Genomic DNA, 15539 nt, shown 5'->3' on the forward strand with positions numbered 1-15539 from the left:
TTCAGCCAGACCGCCGACGTGCTGGTGGAAGACTTCGACATCGAGAACGGCTGGCGCCACAGCCTCACGGTGGACCATCGCAGCAACGGCACGGTGTTCTCCCGCGGCAGCGGCAGCCTGCCCCTGAGCCTCGATCACCACCGCGGCTCGCCCTTCGAGAACCTGTACACCGAGCTCGGTGACTACGACTTCTCGAGCGGAGGCAGCGCTTGCGCGGCCCCAACGCGGGCGCCCGCAACACCTACTGGAACTTGAGCGCCGCCATGCAGCCGTCGCTGTACTGGACTCGGGCTGCGGCTGCCGTCTCGCCCCCGACCCCAGCTCCCGCGCGGCGCTGTTCGGCGCGCTGGCGCTCCTGGCGCTGCTCACTCGGCGGCGCGCCGCGAACGCATGTGCCACTCCTGCAGGCTGCGCACGTGGCTCTCGCCGCCCAGGAGCTCCCGCACTTCGAGGGCGTCCACGGCGGCGAGGCCGGCGCTCATGGTCGTGAAGTACGGGATGTTCGCCAAAAGCGTGCTGCGGCGAATGGAGTAGCTGTCCCGGATGGCCTTCGCGCCCTGCGTGGTGTTGATCACGAGCTGGATGGTGCCCGCGCGGACCGCGTCCACCACGTGAGGAGAGCCCTCCAGCACCTTGTTGATGCGCTGCACCGGGATCCGCGCCCTCTCGATGGCCGCCGCGGTTCCTCCGGTGGCCACGATGGAGAAGCCCAGGTTCCGCAGGCGCCGCGCCAGCTGGCAGGCGGCGGGCTTGTCGTCTTCCTGCACGCTGATGAACGCGTGGCCGCGTTCCGGCAGCACGTAGCCGCTGGCCGTCATGCTCTTGCCGAACGCCACCGCCACGCTCGTGGCGATACCCATGACCTCGCCGGTGGAGCGCATCTCCGGGCCCAAAATGGTGTCCACCCCCGGGAACTTGGCGAAGGGAAACACGCTCTCCTTCACCGCCACGTGAGTGGGCAGCGGTTCGTCGGCGACGCCCAGCTCGTCCAAGGTGCGACCCACCATCACCTTGGCAGCCAGCTTGGCCAACGGACGCCCAGTGGCTTTGCTCACGAACGGCACGGTGCGGGAGGCCCTCGGGTTCACCTCCAGCACGTACACCTCGCCGTCCTTCACGGCGAACTGCACGTTCATCAAGCCCACCACGCCGAGCTCCAACGCCAAGGCCCGCGCGTGGGCCTCGATGGTGCTGACCACCTGCGGGTCGAGGGTGTGGGGCGGCAGCACGCTGGTGGAGTCCCCGGAGTGCACGCCGGCTTCTTCGATGTGTTGCATCACGCCGCCGATGATGGCGCGCTTGCCGTCCGAAACGCAGTCGACGTCCACCTCGATGGCGCTCTTCAAGAACTGATCGATGAGCAGCGTCTGGGAACCGCCTTCGTCTCGCGCGGCGTCCATGGCCACGCCGACGTAGGCGCTGAGCTCGTCCTCGGTCCAGCAGGTCATCATGGCCCGCCCGCCGAGCACGTATGAAGGGCGTACCAGAACGGGGTAACCGATGTCCTTGGCGATGGCCCGTGCTTCCTCAACGCCCTTGGCGATGCCCGCCTTGGGGCGCTGCAGGCCGAGCTTGCTGAGCAAGGCGTCGAAGCGCTCGCGATCCTCCGCGCGATCGATGGCGTCCGCGGGGGTGCCGAGCAGCTTCACCCCGGCCCGTTCCAGGGGCACGCTGAGCTTGAGCGGTGTTTGACCACCGAACTGCACGATGACGCCGAGCACCTCGCCCAGGCTCGCTTCTTCCTCGACGATGCCGAGCACGTCCTCCAACGTGAGCGGCTCGAAGTACAGGCGATCGGCCGTGTCGTAGTCGGTGGAGACGGTCTCCGGATTGCAGTTGACCATCACCGTCTCGATACCCAGCTCTTCCAGGGCAAAGACGGCGTGACAGCAGCAGTAGTCGAACTCGATGCCCTGCCCGATGCGATTGGGTCCGCCGCCGAGGATGATCACCTTCTTGCGATCGGTGACCGCGCTCTCGGTCTGGGTCTCGTAGGTGGAGTACAGGTACGGCGTCTTGGCCACGAACTCCGCCGAGCAGGTGTCGACGCGGCCGTACACCGGTCGCAGGCCGAGCTCTTTGCGCGTCTTGCGGATCTCCTCCGCTTCCGCCCCCCGAAGGCGCGCGATCTGGGAGTCGGAGAACCCGAGCCGCTTGCTCTCGAACAGCAAGTCTCGCTCGAGCTTCGGCGCCGCCGCGATCAGCTTCTCTTGGTCCACGATGCGGCCCAGCTGCCGCAAGAACCAAGGGTCGATGCCGGTGATGTCGTGGAGCTCTTCCACGGAAAGCCCGGCCCGGATGGCGTCCGCCACGTAGAACAGTCGCTCCGCCGTGGGTACGCCCACGGCGCGGCGCAAGATCTCCACCAACTCCCGGTTGGCCGGCGGCGGCAGCGTGGAGCGGGGACGCGCCATCGGCGGCGCGTCGTAGACCAGATCCCGGGAAGAGTCGGACTCCTCGCCCAGGGCGCGATAGTCCACCCGCCCCACCAGCGACGAGACGCCGTCCTTGCCCGTCTCGAGGGAGCGCGCCGCCTTCTGCAGCGCTTCGGGGAAGGTGCGCCCGATGCTCATCACCTCACCCACGCTCTTCATCTGCGTCCCGAGGCGAGGGTCCGCCCCCGGAAACTTCTCGAAGGCGAAGCGCGGCCACTTCACCACCACGTAGTCGATGGTGGGCTCGAAGGCCGCGCTGGTGTTGGTGATGTCGTTCTCGAGCTCGTCCAGGGTGAAGCCGACGGCGAGCTTCGCGGCGATCTTCGCGATCGGGTAGCCGGTCGCCTTGGACGCCAGCGCGCTGGAGCGCGACACGCGAGGGTTCATCTCGATGACCAGCACGCGGCCGGTCTTCGGGTCCACCGCGAACTGCACGTTGGAGCCCCCGGTCTCCACGCCGATCTCGTGCATCACGGTCCGCGCGGCGTCCCTGAGCCGCTGATACTCACGGTCCGTGAGCGTCATGGCGGGCGCGACGGTGATGGAATCCCCGGTGTGGACGCCCATCGGATCCACGTTCTCGATGGAGCACACGACGATGAAGTTGTCCTTCGCGTCGCGAATGACCTCCAGCTCGTACTCCTTCCAGCCGAGCACGCTCTCTTCCACCAACACCTGGTGGGTCGGCGATTGAGCGAGAGCCCACTCGATCTTGGCCTGCAGATCTTCCGGCCGGTACACGATGGCGCCGCCCGCGCCGCCCAGGGTGAAGCTGGGCCGGAGGATCAACGGATAGCCCGTGTCCTCGGCGAAGGCGCGGGCTTCGTCCACGCTATGGGCGTGGATGGAGCGCGGGCACTCGAGGCCGGCGCGCGCCATCGCCTCCTTGAACAGCTGGCGATCTTCCGCCTTGCGGATGGCGTCGATCTGCGCCCCCAAGAGCTGGACGCCGTTCTGGGACAACACGCCTCGTTCGTGCAGGTCGAGCGCCAGGTTCAACGCGGTCTGACCACCGAGCGTGGGCAAGAGCGCGTCCGGCCGCTCCCGCTCGATGATGGCGGTGAGCGTGTCGGGCTCCAGCGGCTCCACGTAGGTTCGTCGCACGAGCTCCGGATCCGTCATGATCGTGGCCGGGTTCGAGTTGACCAAGACCACGTCGTAGCCGAGCCCGATCAGCGCCTTGGCGCCTTGGGTGCCCGAGTAGTCGAACTCGCACGCCTGACCGATGACGATGGGGCCGGAGCCGACCAGCAGGATCTTCTTGATATCGTCTCGCTTCGGCATCTCACGGTGCTGCCCAGTGGATGGGCTCTCGCGCTCTACCACACGCTGGTCGCGGCCTCGCGGACAAATCTGCCCGCGCCCAAAGCCCGCGGAAGGGCGGGGGGATCGCGCGGCGCGGGGCGCGCCGTGGTATGAATCGGCCATGACGGGGTGCGTCCAGAGGGCGCGACGACTCGGAGCGGCGGCAATGGTGGCGGCAGCGTGCGCCACACTTTCCGCGCCGGTGCGCGCTCAGCCCAACGCGGACGAGCTCGCGCATCGCCACTTCGAGTCCGGCGTCGCGTACCTCCAGGAGAGCGACTACGAAAACGCGCTCAAGGCGTTCGAGAAATCGTACCAACTGTCCAAGCGCCCCGAGATCCTCCTGAACCTGGCCACGGTCCACGAACGCCTGGGGCAGCTCCAGCTCGCGGTGGACGCTCTGGAGGAGTACCTCCGGAAGGAACCCGACGGCGAGCATGCGGACACCGTGCGCGTGCGCATCGCCAATCTCCAGAAGAACATCGCGAAGCGAGACGCCGCGAAGAAGTCCGAGCCCCCACCCCCGCCGCCGCCCAAGAAGACGACGGAGAAGGCCGACGGCACGGAGCGCGAGCCCCCCGCAGCCAAGCCGGATCGTACGATCCCGTACGTAGCCTTGGGCCTCGGCGGCCTCGCCGCGGGCGGGGCGGTGCTCACCGGCATCTTGGCCAAGGGCGAGTACGACAGCGCCAAGGACGAGTGCGATCCGCATTGCCAAGAGAGCGACGTCTCGAGCGGCAAGTCCCTGGCCATGGTGAGCACGGTGCTCACGGGCGTCGCGGCAGTGGGAGTGGGCGTCGGCGTGATCTTGCTGCTGACCGAGAAGCCGACGGCCGAGAAGCCCCCCAGCTCGGCCGGGGTTCCGCACTTCGACGTGGCCCTCGGGCCGCGGGGCGCCGCCGCCGCTGCGGCCTGGAAGTTCTGATGAAACGCTGGTTTGCCGTGCTGGCGCTGGCCTCGGCGCCGATCGCCACCTCGTGCGCCTTCTTGCTGGACTTCGACGACCTGCAAGGCGGCGAGGGCAGCGCCGGCTCAGACGGCGGCAAGTCCTGCACCGCCGATCCGGAATGCAACGACGACAACCCGTGCACGGAGGATCGCTGCGATCTCACCAGCAACACCTGCGTGAACGACGCGCGGGTCGTGGTTCGAGACGGCGAGCCGCGAACCATGGATGTCGCCGTCGCTCATCGCGTCAGCGTGGTCGCCAGCGGCGCCCGCTACTACGTGGCCGCCTTCACGGAAGACGAGCTGCAAACCCCCGACGTTCCTCTGTACTGGCTCGACATCAAGACGGACACTTGGACTCCCGTGGGCTCGCTGCAGAGCGCATCGCAGCTGAGCTTTCCCCCGGCGAGCAACGCCGCGCTGGTCGTCGACACCAGCGGCGGCGTGGAAGTCCACGCCTACGTAGCGCTGCTCCCGGACCCCGGTCAGCCGGGCCGGGTCTACCACGCGCGCATGGATGCGAGCCTCGCGGTGCAGGCGGCGGAACAGACCGACAGCGCCTTCAACTACGGCCTGGGGCACCCGGAGCGCATGCCGGTCACCTGGCAGCTCGCCGACAACAAGATCTACGGCGCCTGGGTCAGCCCCACCGGCAGCATCTTCTTCCACGCCCTCGGTCCGCTGCCGGAGCTGACCGAGCTCACCGTCGATCCGCCCGCGGAAATCGTCGCGCCGGCGGGCATCGGCTCCACGCCGGCGCTGTTCTGGGTGTCGGACACGCTGCACGCCGGACTGCCCAACAAGACCCCGGGCACCATCCCGGAGTGCGGCGCGGGCGGCGGCGCCTGGGTCAGCGCTCAGACGTCGTTCATCGAATACCAGAACACCTGGCTCGCCAGCTGGACCCGGCAGGGCGCGAACAAGCAGTTCGTCTCCGAGCTCGGCACCTTCGGCTGCAGCGATACCGCGAACCTGTGCGCCGGCCCCCCCTCCCCCGCCTGCGACCCCTCGCCCGTGCGACCGGACACGCGCGACGTCGCCGCCCAGTTCTACCGACGTCCCAGCGAGCCGACCCTCCTCTACCAGATCCTCGCGATCCCGACGGTCGACGTGGGAGGCAACACCGCGGCGTTGGGTCTCACGCTGCGGGAGGTCGACACCGAGCCGGACGGTGGCGCCGTCAAGCCGCTCGACGAGCGCGTGCTGTCCACCACCGTCGTGGGCACCAACACCGCGGGGCCCGACTGGCCTGCGGTCGCCGTCGCGGATCCCGAGCACTTCGCCGTTGCCTGGGTGGAGCCGGGGGCCCAGGGCGGGCGCCAGTCCGTGCGCCTCGAGCGGTTTCGCGTCTGCTACGACAACGTGAAATAGCGGCGCGACGGCACCGCGCCGCCCCGACATCCAAATGCTACTTGCGATCCATCAGTCGCAAGCTGGTGCCCACGACGCTCGACCAGGTGGCGAACTGCGCCCGCGGCACTTCCTTCTTCACCCGGGGTACGTCTTTGTCCGACACGTCCAGGAACACGAAGGGCACGGTGCGGAGGCGCGGCTCTGCCGCGAGCCAGCCGGCGGTGGCGCGACCGTGGGACGGCGACTCGCGCGAGTCCACCAGCACCAGATCGAAGCGTCGTCCTTCCAGCTGCGAACGGCACTCGGGATAACGCGGCTCGACGTGCTCGAGCTGGTGACCCGCCGCGGCGAGCTCCGCGAGCGCCGTCGTTCCGTCCTCGGTCATGCTGAGCAGCAGGATGCTGGCCATGGGTCCCCGCCCCCAAGGTAACGAGACACGCCACGCGCTGTCGAGGGACAGCAGTTGCCCCCTGCCCTCCGGAGTGGGATCCTACGCCCATGGCGGTTCGGGTTCGGTGGGCGCGGGTCTTCTTCGCCTCGCTGATCGCGCTGGGAGTGGCGTGCTCGGCGAGCGGCAACGCGACGGACGGCAGCGGTGGCAGCGGCAATGTCGGCAACGTCGGCGGTGGCGCTGGCAGCGCCGTGGGGGGCCAAGGCGGTAGCTCGGCCACCGGCGGCGGCGGTGCGTCCGGTGGCGGCGGCCAGCAACCGGACTCGAGCGCCGGCAGCGGCGGCGTCGCTACCAACGACATCTGCGGCAACGGCCAGGACGACGACGGCAACGGCCTCGCGGACGAAGGCTGCAGCTGCAATCAAGGCACCACCCAGGCGTGTTGGACGGGCCCCGCGGAGCGACGCAACAAGGGCGCGTGCAAAGACGGCCAGCAAGCCTGTGAGGCCTTCGGCGAGTTCTACAGCTGGGGCCAGTGCGTCGGTGAGGTGCTGCCCAGCCCCGAGGTACCCGGCAACGGCATCGACGAAGACTGCGACGGCGAGGATCCGGGTGGTCCGTGCGTGCCGACGGCGACCTTCGAGGATTGCTTCAGCGGCAAGGACGACGACTGCAACGGACTGCAGGGCTGTCAGGATCCGCAGTGCGCCAGCGTGTGCAACTGCGCCACGACGGAAGACTGCGGGGACGGCAAGGACAACGACTGCGACCAGCAGGTGGATTGCAAGGATGCGGACTGCGTGAACGCCACCGCGTGCAAACCCGTCAGCGGCTGCACGCCGCAGTTCCCATTCTTCCTCGAGATCCTGTGCGGCGACAACGTCGACAACGACTGTGACGGCAAGGTCGACTGCGACGATCCGGACTGTATCTCCCCGGGAAACTGCGGCTGTGCCAGCAGCGAAACCGCCTGCAACGACGGCAAAGACGAGGACTGCGACAAGTCCACGGACTGCGCCGATCGCGACTGCCAGCAGTGCACCCCTGGCTCCGAGCGCTGGTGCGACGACCCGCAGTACTGCCACTGGGGCAAGCAGAAGTGCACCTCCGCCGGCAAATGGGGAGACTGCGTGGAGAGCACCACCACCCCGCCGGGCTGCTCGGGCTCCCTGTACAGTGCAACTTGCTGCGTGAACGCCGGGCAATGCTGTCAGAACTATCCGAAGGACGACTCTTCCATCGGAAAGTGCGACAACATCGTCCAGTGCAAGTGACGTCCTCCCTCACCGAGTCCGTTCACGCCTGGCGTGCGCGCGGGCGTTTCCTCACCATCGCGGGCCGCTCGCTGTTCGTGGTGGACGCGGGACCGCGCCACGCGCCGCCGGTGCTCTTGCTACACGGCTTTCCGTCCAGCTCCCACGACTTCCACCAGATCGTGCCTGCGCTCGAGCGCGATCATCGCGTGATCGCCTTCGACCTACCCGGCTTCGGCTTGAGCGACAAACCCACGGAGTACAGCTACTCCTTGGTGGAGCAGGCGGAGATCACCACGCTGTTGCTGCGTCACCTCGCCATCCACACCACGCAGATCGTCGCCCACGACATGGGCACCAGCGTGGCGAGCGAGCTCCTGGCCCTGCGCGAGCGCGGCCTCCTGCCCTTCGAGGTGGACGCCGTGGTGCTGATGAACGGCAGCGTGCACATCGAGCTCGCCCAGCTCACCCCTTCGCAAAAGCTCCTGCGCTCGCGCTTCGCGTCCACCTTCGTGAAGCTCTCGTCGCGCAAGCTGTTCGGCGCTCAAATCCACCGCATCGTGAGCCGCTCCTTGCCGGAGTCCGCGCTCGACGACATGTGGTGCCTGATGAATCACAAGGACGGCCTCGCGCGCTTGCCCCAGACCATCTCCTACGTCGCCGAGCGCACGCGCTTCTGGCACCGCTGGGTCGGCGCCCTCACCCGGCTGGACGTCCCCGCTCTGGTGCTGTGGGGCCCCGAAGACACGGTCGCCGTGATGGCCATCGGCGAGCGCCTCGCGAGCGAAATCCCCGGAGCCCGCCTCGAGCGCCTCGAGGGCCTCGGCCACTACCCACAGCTCGAGGATCCGGAGCGAGTGGGGAGCGTCTTGAGCGAGTTTTTGCGCACCGCCCGGCCCCGCCAGCCCATGCCCAGCCAGCCCGCGCTCTTGCGCTGACCGGGCCCTTTCCGCGCTGAACCAACATCATTCTCTTGAATGTCGGTCCGCCGCGGAACCTCCCGCCCCGCCAGGGCGGCACTGCACAGCCGTTCGCCCCCCTCGCCGGAGCTTGACGACCCCCCGGCCATCTGACAGAAAGCGCCTCCCCCCGGCCTTCGCTCGGCCCCGCCAAAGATGCTCTTCGGTGGGCGCTGCCGGGAAGCGCGGGAGGCTCGCCTCCCCCCAAACGGAGTGGTCTCAAATGCCCAAGATGAAAACCAATCGAGCCGCTGCCAAGCGGTTCAAGCTCACCGGCACCGGTCGCGTGCGCCGCCCCAAGGGTGGCAACCAGCACTGCATGATCGGCAAGAGCCGCAAGCGTCGCCGCCGCCTGCGTGACAACGACATGGTCGCTCCCGAGTTCGAGAAGCGCATCAAGATCATGCTGCCTTACGGCTGATCGAAGGAGCACACCAAGATGTCCCGCGTAAAACGAGGCCAGCAGGCACACCGTCGTCACAAGCGCGTCCTGAAGCAGACCGAAGGCTTCTGGGGCGGTCGCAAGAATCGCTATCGCCAAGCCATCCGCGTTCTGTGGAAGAGCTGGCAGTACGCCTACGTCGGTCGCAAGCTCAAGAAGCGCGACTTCCGTCGGCTGTGGATCGTGCGCATCAACGCCGCTTGTCGGCAGAACGGCACCACCTACTCGCGGCTCATGGGCGCTCTCAAGAAGAGCGGCGTCGATCTGGATCGCAAGGTGCTCGCCGACATGGCCGTGAACGACATGGCGGCCTTCAAGCAGCTCACCGAGCTCGCTCTGTCCGTCAAGTAACCCGGCGTCGTGTCGGACCCCGCGCAGGAGATCCAGGCAGGGCTCGCTCGCCTCGGGGATCGCTTCAAGGAAGCGTTCGCCGCGGCAACGAGCGAGCCCGAGCTGCGCAACGCCAAGGCGGAGCTCCTCGGCAAGAAGGGGGAGCTCACGGCGATCTTGCGCCAGATGGGCAAGGTCCCGGGGGACCAGAAGCGGGCGATTGGCGAGCAGGTCAACGCCGTCAAGCAAGAGGTGGAGGCCGCCTTCGAGGTCCGTCTCGGGGAGCTCAAGAAGGCGGAGCGCCAAGCGGATCTGAGCGCAGCGCCGCACGATCTCACGCTGCCCGGTCGCGTGCCGGTGAGCCGCGGGCATCTGCACCCGCTCACCCGCGTGAAGGACGAGATCCTCGACATCTTCCGTTCTCTCGGCTTCGAGGTGGCCTGGGGTCCCGAGGTCGAGCTCGAGACCAACAACTTCGAGAAGCTCGCGTTCCCACCGGACCACCCGGCGACGGACATGCAAGACAGCTTCTGGGTGGACGTGGCCGGCGGAAAGCCCGACGCCCGCGTGCTCCTGCGCACCCACACGAGCAACGTGCAGGTGCGCGAGATGAGCACGCGCAAGCCGCCCATGGCGGTGGTGAGCGGCGGCGCGGTGTATCGCCGGGACGACGACGTCACCCACTCGCCGATGTTCCATCAGATCGAAGGCTTCCTGGTCGCGGAGAAGGTGAGCTTCGCGGAGCTGAAGGGCGTGCTCACGGCCTTCGCGGAGCGGCTCTACGGCGAGGGCACGCCGGTACGCTTCCGCCCGAGCTACTTCCCCTTCGTAGAGCCCGGCGCCGAGCTCGACATCGGCTGCGTGTTCTGCAACCCGGACGACGGCTCGCGCGCCACTTGCCGCGTGTGCAAGAGCACCGGCTGGCTCGAGATCCTCGGCTGCGGCATGGTGCACCCGGAGGTCTTCGAGCACTGCGGCATCGACTCGGAGAAGTACACCGGCTTCGCCTTCGGCCTGGGCGTGGAGCGCGTCGCAATGCTCCGCTACGGCATCCCGGACATCCGCCTGTTCTTCGAGAACGACCCGCGGTTTCTCGGGCAGTTCTGATGGGGCGCGGCCGTTTCCGCGCCGCGCCAACAAAACAAGAACGCCGGAGCAGCCTCTTACGCGTCATCGTCCAGCGCGCTTCCGAGCCTCTCCAGCAGTCTCTCGGAGGCAGCCGACTCGATGGCTGGAGCCGCTCCGAGCTTCCGCCTCAGGGCAGTGACCATGCCGGCGAATTCTCCCCCGAAACGCTCGCAATGATCGCACCCCTGGAGGTGCGCGTCGATCTGCCGCTTCTCTGCCGCGGAGACATCGCCATCGACGTAGTCGGACAGCCGCGCCAGCACTTCGCTGCACGATAGCCCCGCAACGACTCTCTCACTGGGCATCGTCGAGCTCCTTCCTCATCGCCGCCGCGAAGCCGAGACGCGCTCGGTGCAGACGACTCTTCATGGCCGCGCGGGAAATGCCGAGCACCTCGGCGGCCTCGTCACCGCTCAATCCCTCCACGTCCCGGAGCAGTAAGATCTCTCGCTCCTCGCTGCGCAGCGTGTCGAGCCCTCGTTCGAGCGCATCTCGCCGCTCGAGGGCCGCCATCAACGCCTCGGGCGTTTCGCTGCCCCAGCCGGCGCGCTCGCCGAGACGTGCCAGCGGCTCCGGCTCGAGGAGCTCTTCGCGCGCCTTCTGACGCGCCCGCATCCCCGCGTTGCGGGCGATGGTGAAGAGCCAGGCTCGAACCGACGCGCGGCCCGCGTATGTTCCGGCAGACTTCCACACGGAGACGAACGCGCGCTGCAGCGCATCTTCGGCGTCGGCTTCGCTGTCGAAGGCGGCGCGGAGATAGCGCAAGAGCGCGGCCTGGTGGCGCACGACGAGACGGGTGAAGCTGTCGCGATCACCCGCCGCGACACGCGCCACTAGCTCTGCATCGCCGACTTCTGCTCCTTGCTGCACGTGGAGAACCCGAACACAGTGTACAGCGGACAGCTTCCGATGAGCCCGGTAGCCAGAGGCACCAGGCCGACGAGGCCCCAGAGCGTGTGCGGGCCCACGAACACCAGGCTCAAGAGCACCAAGCCGAGGACCACCCGGACGACGCGCTCGATGTTGTGCTCGTTCTGAGGAAGGATCTTGGACGACATGACGGACTCCTTTCTCCCCACGCCAACGGGGAGATGCCCGGTAGAGTCCGGCTCGGCAGAAAAGGATTCAGGGCTGTAGCCGGACCACCTGGTCGGCGAGCGCCATCACCTCCGGCCGGTGGGTCACCACCACCAGGGTGCGACGCCCCTTGAGGCCTTCGATGGCCGCGAGCACCTTCTCGCCCGCCTCCCGATCGAGCCCCGCCGTGGGCTCGTCCAAGAGCAGCACTGGCAACCCAGTTGCCAGTGCGCGGGCCAGGGACAGCTGCCGCGACTCCCCGCCCGACAGGGGCCGCGCACCAGGGCCCACCCTTTCGTCAGCGAGCTCCAGCAGCCGCTGTGCGCCAATCTGTTCGAGCGCGGCGCGACTGCTCTCGGCGTCCCCACCGCACAGGGCCGCGTTGTCGAGCACCGTCCCGGTCACCAACGGCGCCTCTTGAGGGACCCAAGCGAAGGGACGATGGCCCGGACCCACGGCCGCGTGGGTGAGGTCTTGACCGCCGAGCTTCAGCTGTCCAACGGCAGGCTCGAGGCCCAAGAGGGTCCGCAGCAACGTGGTCTTTCCGCTGCCCGTGGGCCCCACGATGCACACCATCTGCCCCGCCGAGATTGCGAAACTCGTGCGCGGTCCACGCCCGGCGGCGCCGAGGTCGCGCGCTTCGATGGGGGCCTGGGACTCGAAACGAACGGCTTTCGACGCACCGCGCTCCGTCTTGCGTGCCAGCGCGTCCAGCGCCTCCAGCGCCACCGAACCGCGCACCAACCAGCTCTTCGCGTCCCCCAGGTCCCGCAGCGGGCGATAAGCCATGAAGAACACTGCCGCGAAGGCGATCAACGTCCCATCTCCCAACGGTAGCTCCAGGGCTCGCGCCACCGCGATGGCACCGACGAGCGCCAACGCGCCGAGCACTTCATTGCCTCCTGACAAAGCGGCGCGTAGCGCTTCCACTCGAGCCTCGGCGCTGCGCGCAGAAAGCCCGGCCTGTCGCAGGGACTCCTCCACGCGCTGCCCCGCACCGTAGCTGCGAAACAGGTCCAGGTTCTTCACCAGCTCGTCCACCCCGGTGTGGAGGTCCTCCACCAGCTCCTGGGCACGGGTGTGGGAGCGTCGCCAGCGGCGGCGTAGAGCCGAGGTCGCCAGGGCGAAGGGCAGCAAGAGCACGACACCACCAAGTGCGAGGCGGGGTGACACGAAGATCAGGGCTAGGGCCAGTGGCACGAGCTGGCCCACGGACCGAATCGCGGCGATGACGCCGTGCACAACTGCACCTTCGATTTCACGAACGCGAACCGCGACGGTCGCAAGTACCCGAGGCGCCGCACTTTCCGCCCCGCTCCCAAGGAGCCGCCGTACCACCCCTTGACGCACTGAAAGCCCGACCCCTCGCGCAGCGTTAGCTTCGGAAAATGCAAGGAAAACCCCCGCCCCGGCCTTGACGAGAGCTGCAGCGAGGCCGATATATGAAACCTCGCCCACCGTCCAACCGCCCACATCGGCCGTCCCCACCAGGGCCCGACCGATGAGGCCTGCGGCCAGTGCCAGTGCGCCATGGCCCAGGCCATATGCCGCCACCCCCAGCGAAAGGGCCGCCAAAGACCGGCGTCCCCCTGGAATTCGGCGGAGCACCCGAGCAGAGAACCGGGAGCCAAAGGGCGCGCGATTTTCTGCTCTTTGGATCCCAGGCCCCTCCTGGAGCGTAGATCCGTCAAATGGCACGCGGCTTTCATCTGCCACCCATCGATCGGCCGGTGCGTCACGTACGAGGAGCGTCATCCCACACACAGTAGCGAGGACCCGATGAGCGCGAACAACCTTTCGAGCCGAAGCACCAGAACTCGGCGCGGGTCCTCCCGAAGCTCCCGTAGCGGCATGGACATTGCAGCCAAAAACTCCACGGAATCAAAAAAGAAACGTATCACCCCCGCCCGCAAACCCGCCCGGTCGTCCAAGCGAGTCGCTCGAACTGCGTCCAAGGCCGACCGAGCTCACGCCCCCCGCACCCGCCACCGGGGAATTGAAGAGCCCGAAACACGGTTGACCCCTGCTGGACGCAAGCGTCCGGCGACCGACCCCCCGCCGCCCAACCGAGATCCCATGGCCCAGAAGAATGCCCAGACCGCCCAGGACCTGCTCGACGACGCCGACGAGCAGACCGCAGTGCGCACCCGCCCCGCACTGATCGGCCCGAGCACCACGCCCGAGTCGGTCATCCGCTCGGCCTCCGCGCCCAGCAACGAAACCCGCCCCAACGAGAGCGCCGACACCACCAACGACTCCATGCTCTCGCGCTACTTCCGCGACATGGCCACCCATCAGGTGATGGGCCCAGACGAAGAGCTCGCTGCAGCTCAGGAAGTGGAGCGCGCCGAGGTGGAGCACTGGGTCGCGCTGCTGTCGTACCAGCCGTGCGCCCAGCTGGTGATCGATCAGCTGGATCAAGACATCCTCACCACCAGCGAAGACGACCGCCCTGAAGCCGGGCAGCGCGAAGAGCTGCGCAAGATGCTGAAGGTGTACAAGAAGCAGCGCTCCAAGCTGCTGGCTCAGCAAACGCGCAAGTGGGAAGAGTTGTGCGCCGCACTGGCCCGTGAGGTGCGCCTGCCCGACTCGGATCGCATCTGGATGGCAAATGCCAATCGCGTCGCACGTGAAGCGATCAATCCGCCCACGGACGAGAGCGACCGCAGCGTCGTTCCCGAGACGCCGGCCTACAAGCGCTTCATCCAGCGCGTGAAGGCGACGGACCGCCGCCAGCGCGAAGCGAAGAACCGCTTCGTGAAGGCGAACCTGCGCCTGGTGGTGAGCATCGCCCGCCGCTACAACCGCGGTCGGCTTCCGCTCATCGATCTGATCCAGGAAGGCAACATCGGTTTGATGAAGGCCGTGGAGCGCTTCGACCACACTCGTGGTTATCGCTTCAGCACCTACGCCTCGTGGTGGATCCGTCACGCCATCAGCCGCGCCCTCGCGGACAAGGGTCGCGCGGTGCGCATTCCCGTGCACATGCTCGACACCTACAACCGCGTGTCCCGCGCCACTCAGACCATCATCGCCCGCACCGGGCGAGAGCCCACCTTGGACGAGCTGGAGAAGGAAACCGGCGTGCCCAAGGAGAAGCTCGACAAGGTCAAGGACCTCTATGCCGACACGCCGTTCTCCCTCGATCGCCCGGTGGGAGACGAGGACGGACGACGCTTCATCGACTTCCTGGTGGAGGAGAACGACCTCTCGCCGTTCGACTCGCTGGCGAACTCGAAGTGGGCGGAAGAGGTCCAGCGCCTGCTCAGCACCCTCACCCCCATTGAATCGCGCATCATCCGGTGGCGCTTCGGCCTCGACAACGAGGACGAGCTCACGCTCAAGGAGATCGGCGACAAGTACAACCTGTCCCGAGAGCGGATCCGCCAGCTGCAGGAGCAGGCCATCGGCAAGATCCGCAAGCAGATGCGCGACTTCTGACGAGCGCGCGAGCAGGCAGCGAAGGGCCGGCCCTCACGGAGGTCGGCCCTTCGTGTTTTGTCCTGCACATCAAAGGGCCTCTTGCCGTCCGCCCTTGGGCCTCGCAGGCTAGGACCCGTGACTGCCTGCCCGTACTGCGGAGAGCCCGTGGACACCTATCCGGACCCCGGAGGCGGGGGCGACCAAGAATACGTGGAGGACTGCGCCGTTTGCTGCCGACCCATCCGGTTCGTCGTGCACTACGACGAAGCCGAGGGGGACTATCGCGTCCACGCACAGCGCGAGGGTTAGCGCTTCGTCGGAAAATTTCTCGGTGGCTTTTGTTGGTCCGGCGCGCGCCCGTCGCGCCCCTCGCAACACGGCCCTCGGTGCGTCAAATCCCGATGGAGTTCTGAACGGTTAGATGCGCGGCACGGTTGTGCTTTACATTTGTCCCGATTGACCTCATAACGGCGCGCGAAATCTGACTGGGCCTCT

Annotated in this window: 16 protein-coding genes; 10 read left to right on the top strand and 6 right to left on the bottom strand. The window is 67.6% G+C overall.

Going from position 1 to position 15539, the window contains the following annotated elements; genetic code table 11:
- Nucleotides 1-18: 18 nt before the first annotated feature.
- Entirely contained in the window at nt 19-255 is a 237-nt protein-coding gene (locus H6717_38640) for a hypothetical protein (protein MCB9583020.1), read from the top strand.
- A gap of 110 nt (nt 256-365) precedes the next feature.
- Here H6717_38640 and carB read toward each other — a convergent pair whose 3' ends face one another.
- Nucleotides 366-3719 carry a carbamoyl-phosphate synthase large subunit gene (gene carB, locus H6717_38645; GenBank protein ID MCB9583021.1) on the bottom strand — a complete coding sequence of 1118 codons (3354 nt, stop codon included), beginning with the start codon at nt 3717-3719 and terminating at the stop codon, nt 366-368.
- A 142-nt stretch (nt 3720-3861) separates the two neighbouring features.
- Here carB and H6717_38650 point away from each other — a divergent pair, with 142 nt between their 5' ends.
- Both H6717_38650 and H6717_38655 read left to right on the top strand, forming a co-directional pair.
- A complete protein-coding gene (locus H6717_38650) occupies nt 3862-4665 on the top strand; it encodes a tetratricopeptide repeat protein (GenBank protein MCB9583022.1) in 804 nt (267 codons plus the stop codon).
- Complete coding sequence (locus tag H6717_38655) at nt 4665-6059, top strand: hypothetical protein (protein ID MCB9583023.1); 1395 nt, start codon at nt 4665-4667, stop codon at nt 6057-6059. The genes H6717_38650 and H6717_38655 overlap by 1 nt, the downstream gene beginning before the upstream one ends.
- 37 nt (nt 6060-6096) lie before the next feature.
- Here the strand turns inward: H6717_38655 and H6717_38660 are convergent, their stop codons facing one another.
- A complete protein-coding gene (locus tag H6717_38660) occupies nt 6097-6450 on the bottom strand; it encodes a hypothetical protein (protein MCB9583024.1) in 354 nt (117 codons plus the stop codon).
- 89 nt (nt 6451-6539) lie between these two features.
- Between H6717_38660 and H6717_38665 the strand changes: the two genes are divergently transcribed.
- The 5 genes from H6717_38665 (at nt 6540) to pheS (ending at nt 10523) form a co-directional block, all read left to right on the top strand.
- Complete coding sequence (locus H6717_38665) at nt 6540-7706, top strand: hypothetical protein (protein ID MCB9583025.1); 1167 nt, start codon at nt 6540-6542, stop codon at nt 7704-7706.
- Entirely contained in the window at nt 7697-8623 is a 927-nt protein-coding gene (locus tag H6717_38670) for an alpha/beta hydrolase (protein MCB9583026.1), read from the top strand. The genes H6717_38665 and H6717_38670 overlap by 10 nt, the downstream gene beginning before the upstream one ends.
- A gap of 244 nt (nt 8624-8867) precedes the next feature.
- Nucleotides 8868-9065 carry a 50S ribosomal protein L35 gene (rpmI, locus tag H6717_38675; protein MCB9583027.1) on the top strand — a complete coding sequence of 66 codons (198 nt, stop codon included), beginning with the start codon at nt 8868-8870 and terminating at the stop codon, nt 9063-9065.
- Nucleotides 9066-9083: 18 nt separating this feature from the next.
- A complete protein-coding gene (gene rplT / locus H6717_38680) occupies nt 9084-9437 on the top strand; it encodes a 50S ribosomal protein L20 (GenBank protein ID MCB9583028.1) in 354 nt (117 codons plus the stop codon).
- Nucleotides 9438-9446: 9 nt separating this feature from the next.
- Nucleotides 9447-10523, top strand: coding sequence for a phenylalanine--tRNA ligase subunit alpha (gene pheS / locus H6717_38685; GenBank protein ID MCB9583029.1), 1077 nt, complete (start codon nt 9447-9449; stop codon nt 10521-10523).
- A 56-nt stretch (nt 10524-10579) separates the two neighbouring features.
- Here the strand turns inward: pheS and H6717_38690 are convergent, their stop codons facing one another.
- The 4 genes from H6717_38690 to H6717_38705 all read right to left on the bottom strand — a co-directional run bounded on the left by H6717_38690 (nt 10580) and on the right by H6717_38705 (nt 12794).
- Nucleotides 10580-10849: a zf-HC2 domain-containing protein gene (locus H6717_38690; protein MCB9583030.1), complete on the bottom strand. Its 270-nt coding sequence runs from the start codon at nt 10847-10849 to the stop codon at nt 10580-10582.
- On the bottom strand, nt 10839-11378 hold the full coding sequence (locus tag H6717_38695) for a sigma-70 family RNA polymerase sigma factor (GenBank protein ID MCB9583031.1): 540 nt from the start codon (nt 11376-11378) through the stop codon (nt 10839-10841). The genes H6717_38690 and H6717_38695 overlap by 11 nt, the downstream gene beginning before the upstream one ends.
- A complete protein-coding gene (locus tag H6717_38700; GenBank protein ID MCB9583032.1) occupies nt 11378-11602 on the bottom strand; it encodes a DUF2892 domain-containing protein in 225 nt (74 codons plus the stop codon). Before H6717_38700 ends, H6717_38695 begins: the two co-directional genes overlap by 1 nt.
- A 67-nt stretch (nt 11603-11669) precedes the next feature.
- Nucleotides 11670-12794, bottom strand: coding sequence for an ABC transporter ATP-binding protein (locus H6717_38705; protein MCB9583033.1), 1125 nt, complete (start codon nt 12792-12794; stop codon nt 11670-11672).
- Between the two features lie 903 nt (nt 12795-13697).
- On the opposite strand from H6717_38705, the gene H6717_38710 reads away from it, so the two are divergent.
- Together H6717_38710 and H6717_38715 are read left to right on the top strand one after the other, a co-directional pair.
- Nucleotides 13698-15062 carry a sigma-70 family RNA polymerase sigma factor gene (locus H6717_38710; GenBank protein MCB9583034.1) on the top strand — a complete coding sequence of 455 codons (1365 nt, stop codon included), beginning with the start codon at nt 13698-13700 and terminating at the stop codon, nt 15060-15062.
- A gap of 117 nt (nt 15063-15179) precedes the next feature.
- A complete protein-coding gene (locus H6717_38715; protein ID MCB9583035.1) occupies nt 15180-15353 on the top strand; it encodes a CPXCG motif-containing cysteine-rich protein in 174 nt (57 codons plus the stop codon).
- Nucleotides 15354-15539 lie beyond the last annotated feature (186 nt).

This window comes from Polyangiaceae bacterium, from assembly GCA_020633235.1.
Classification (GTDB): Bacteria; Myxococcota_A; Polyangia; order Polyangiales; family Polyangiaceae; genus JACKEA01.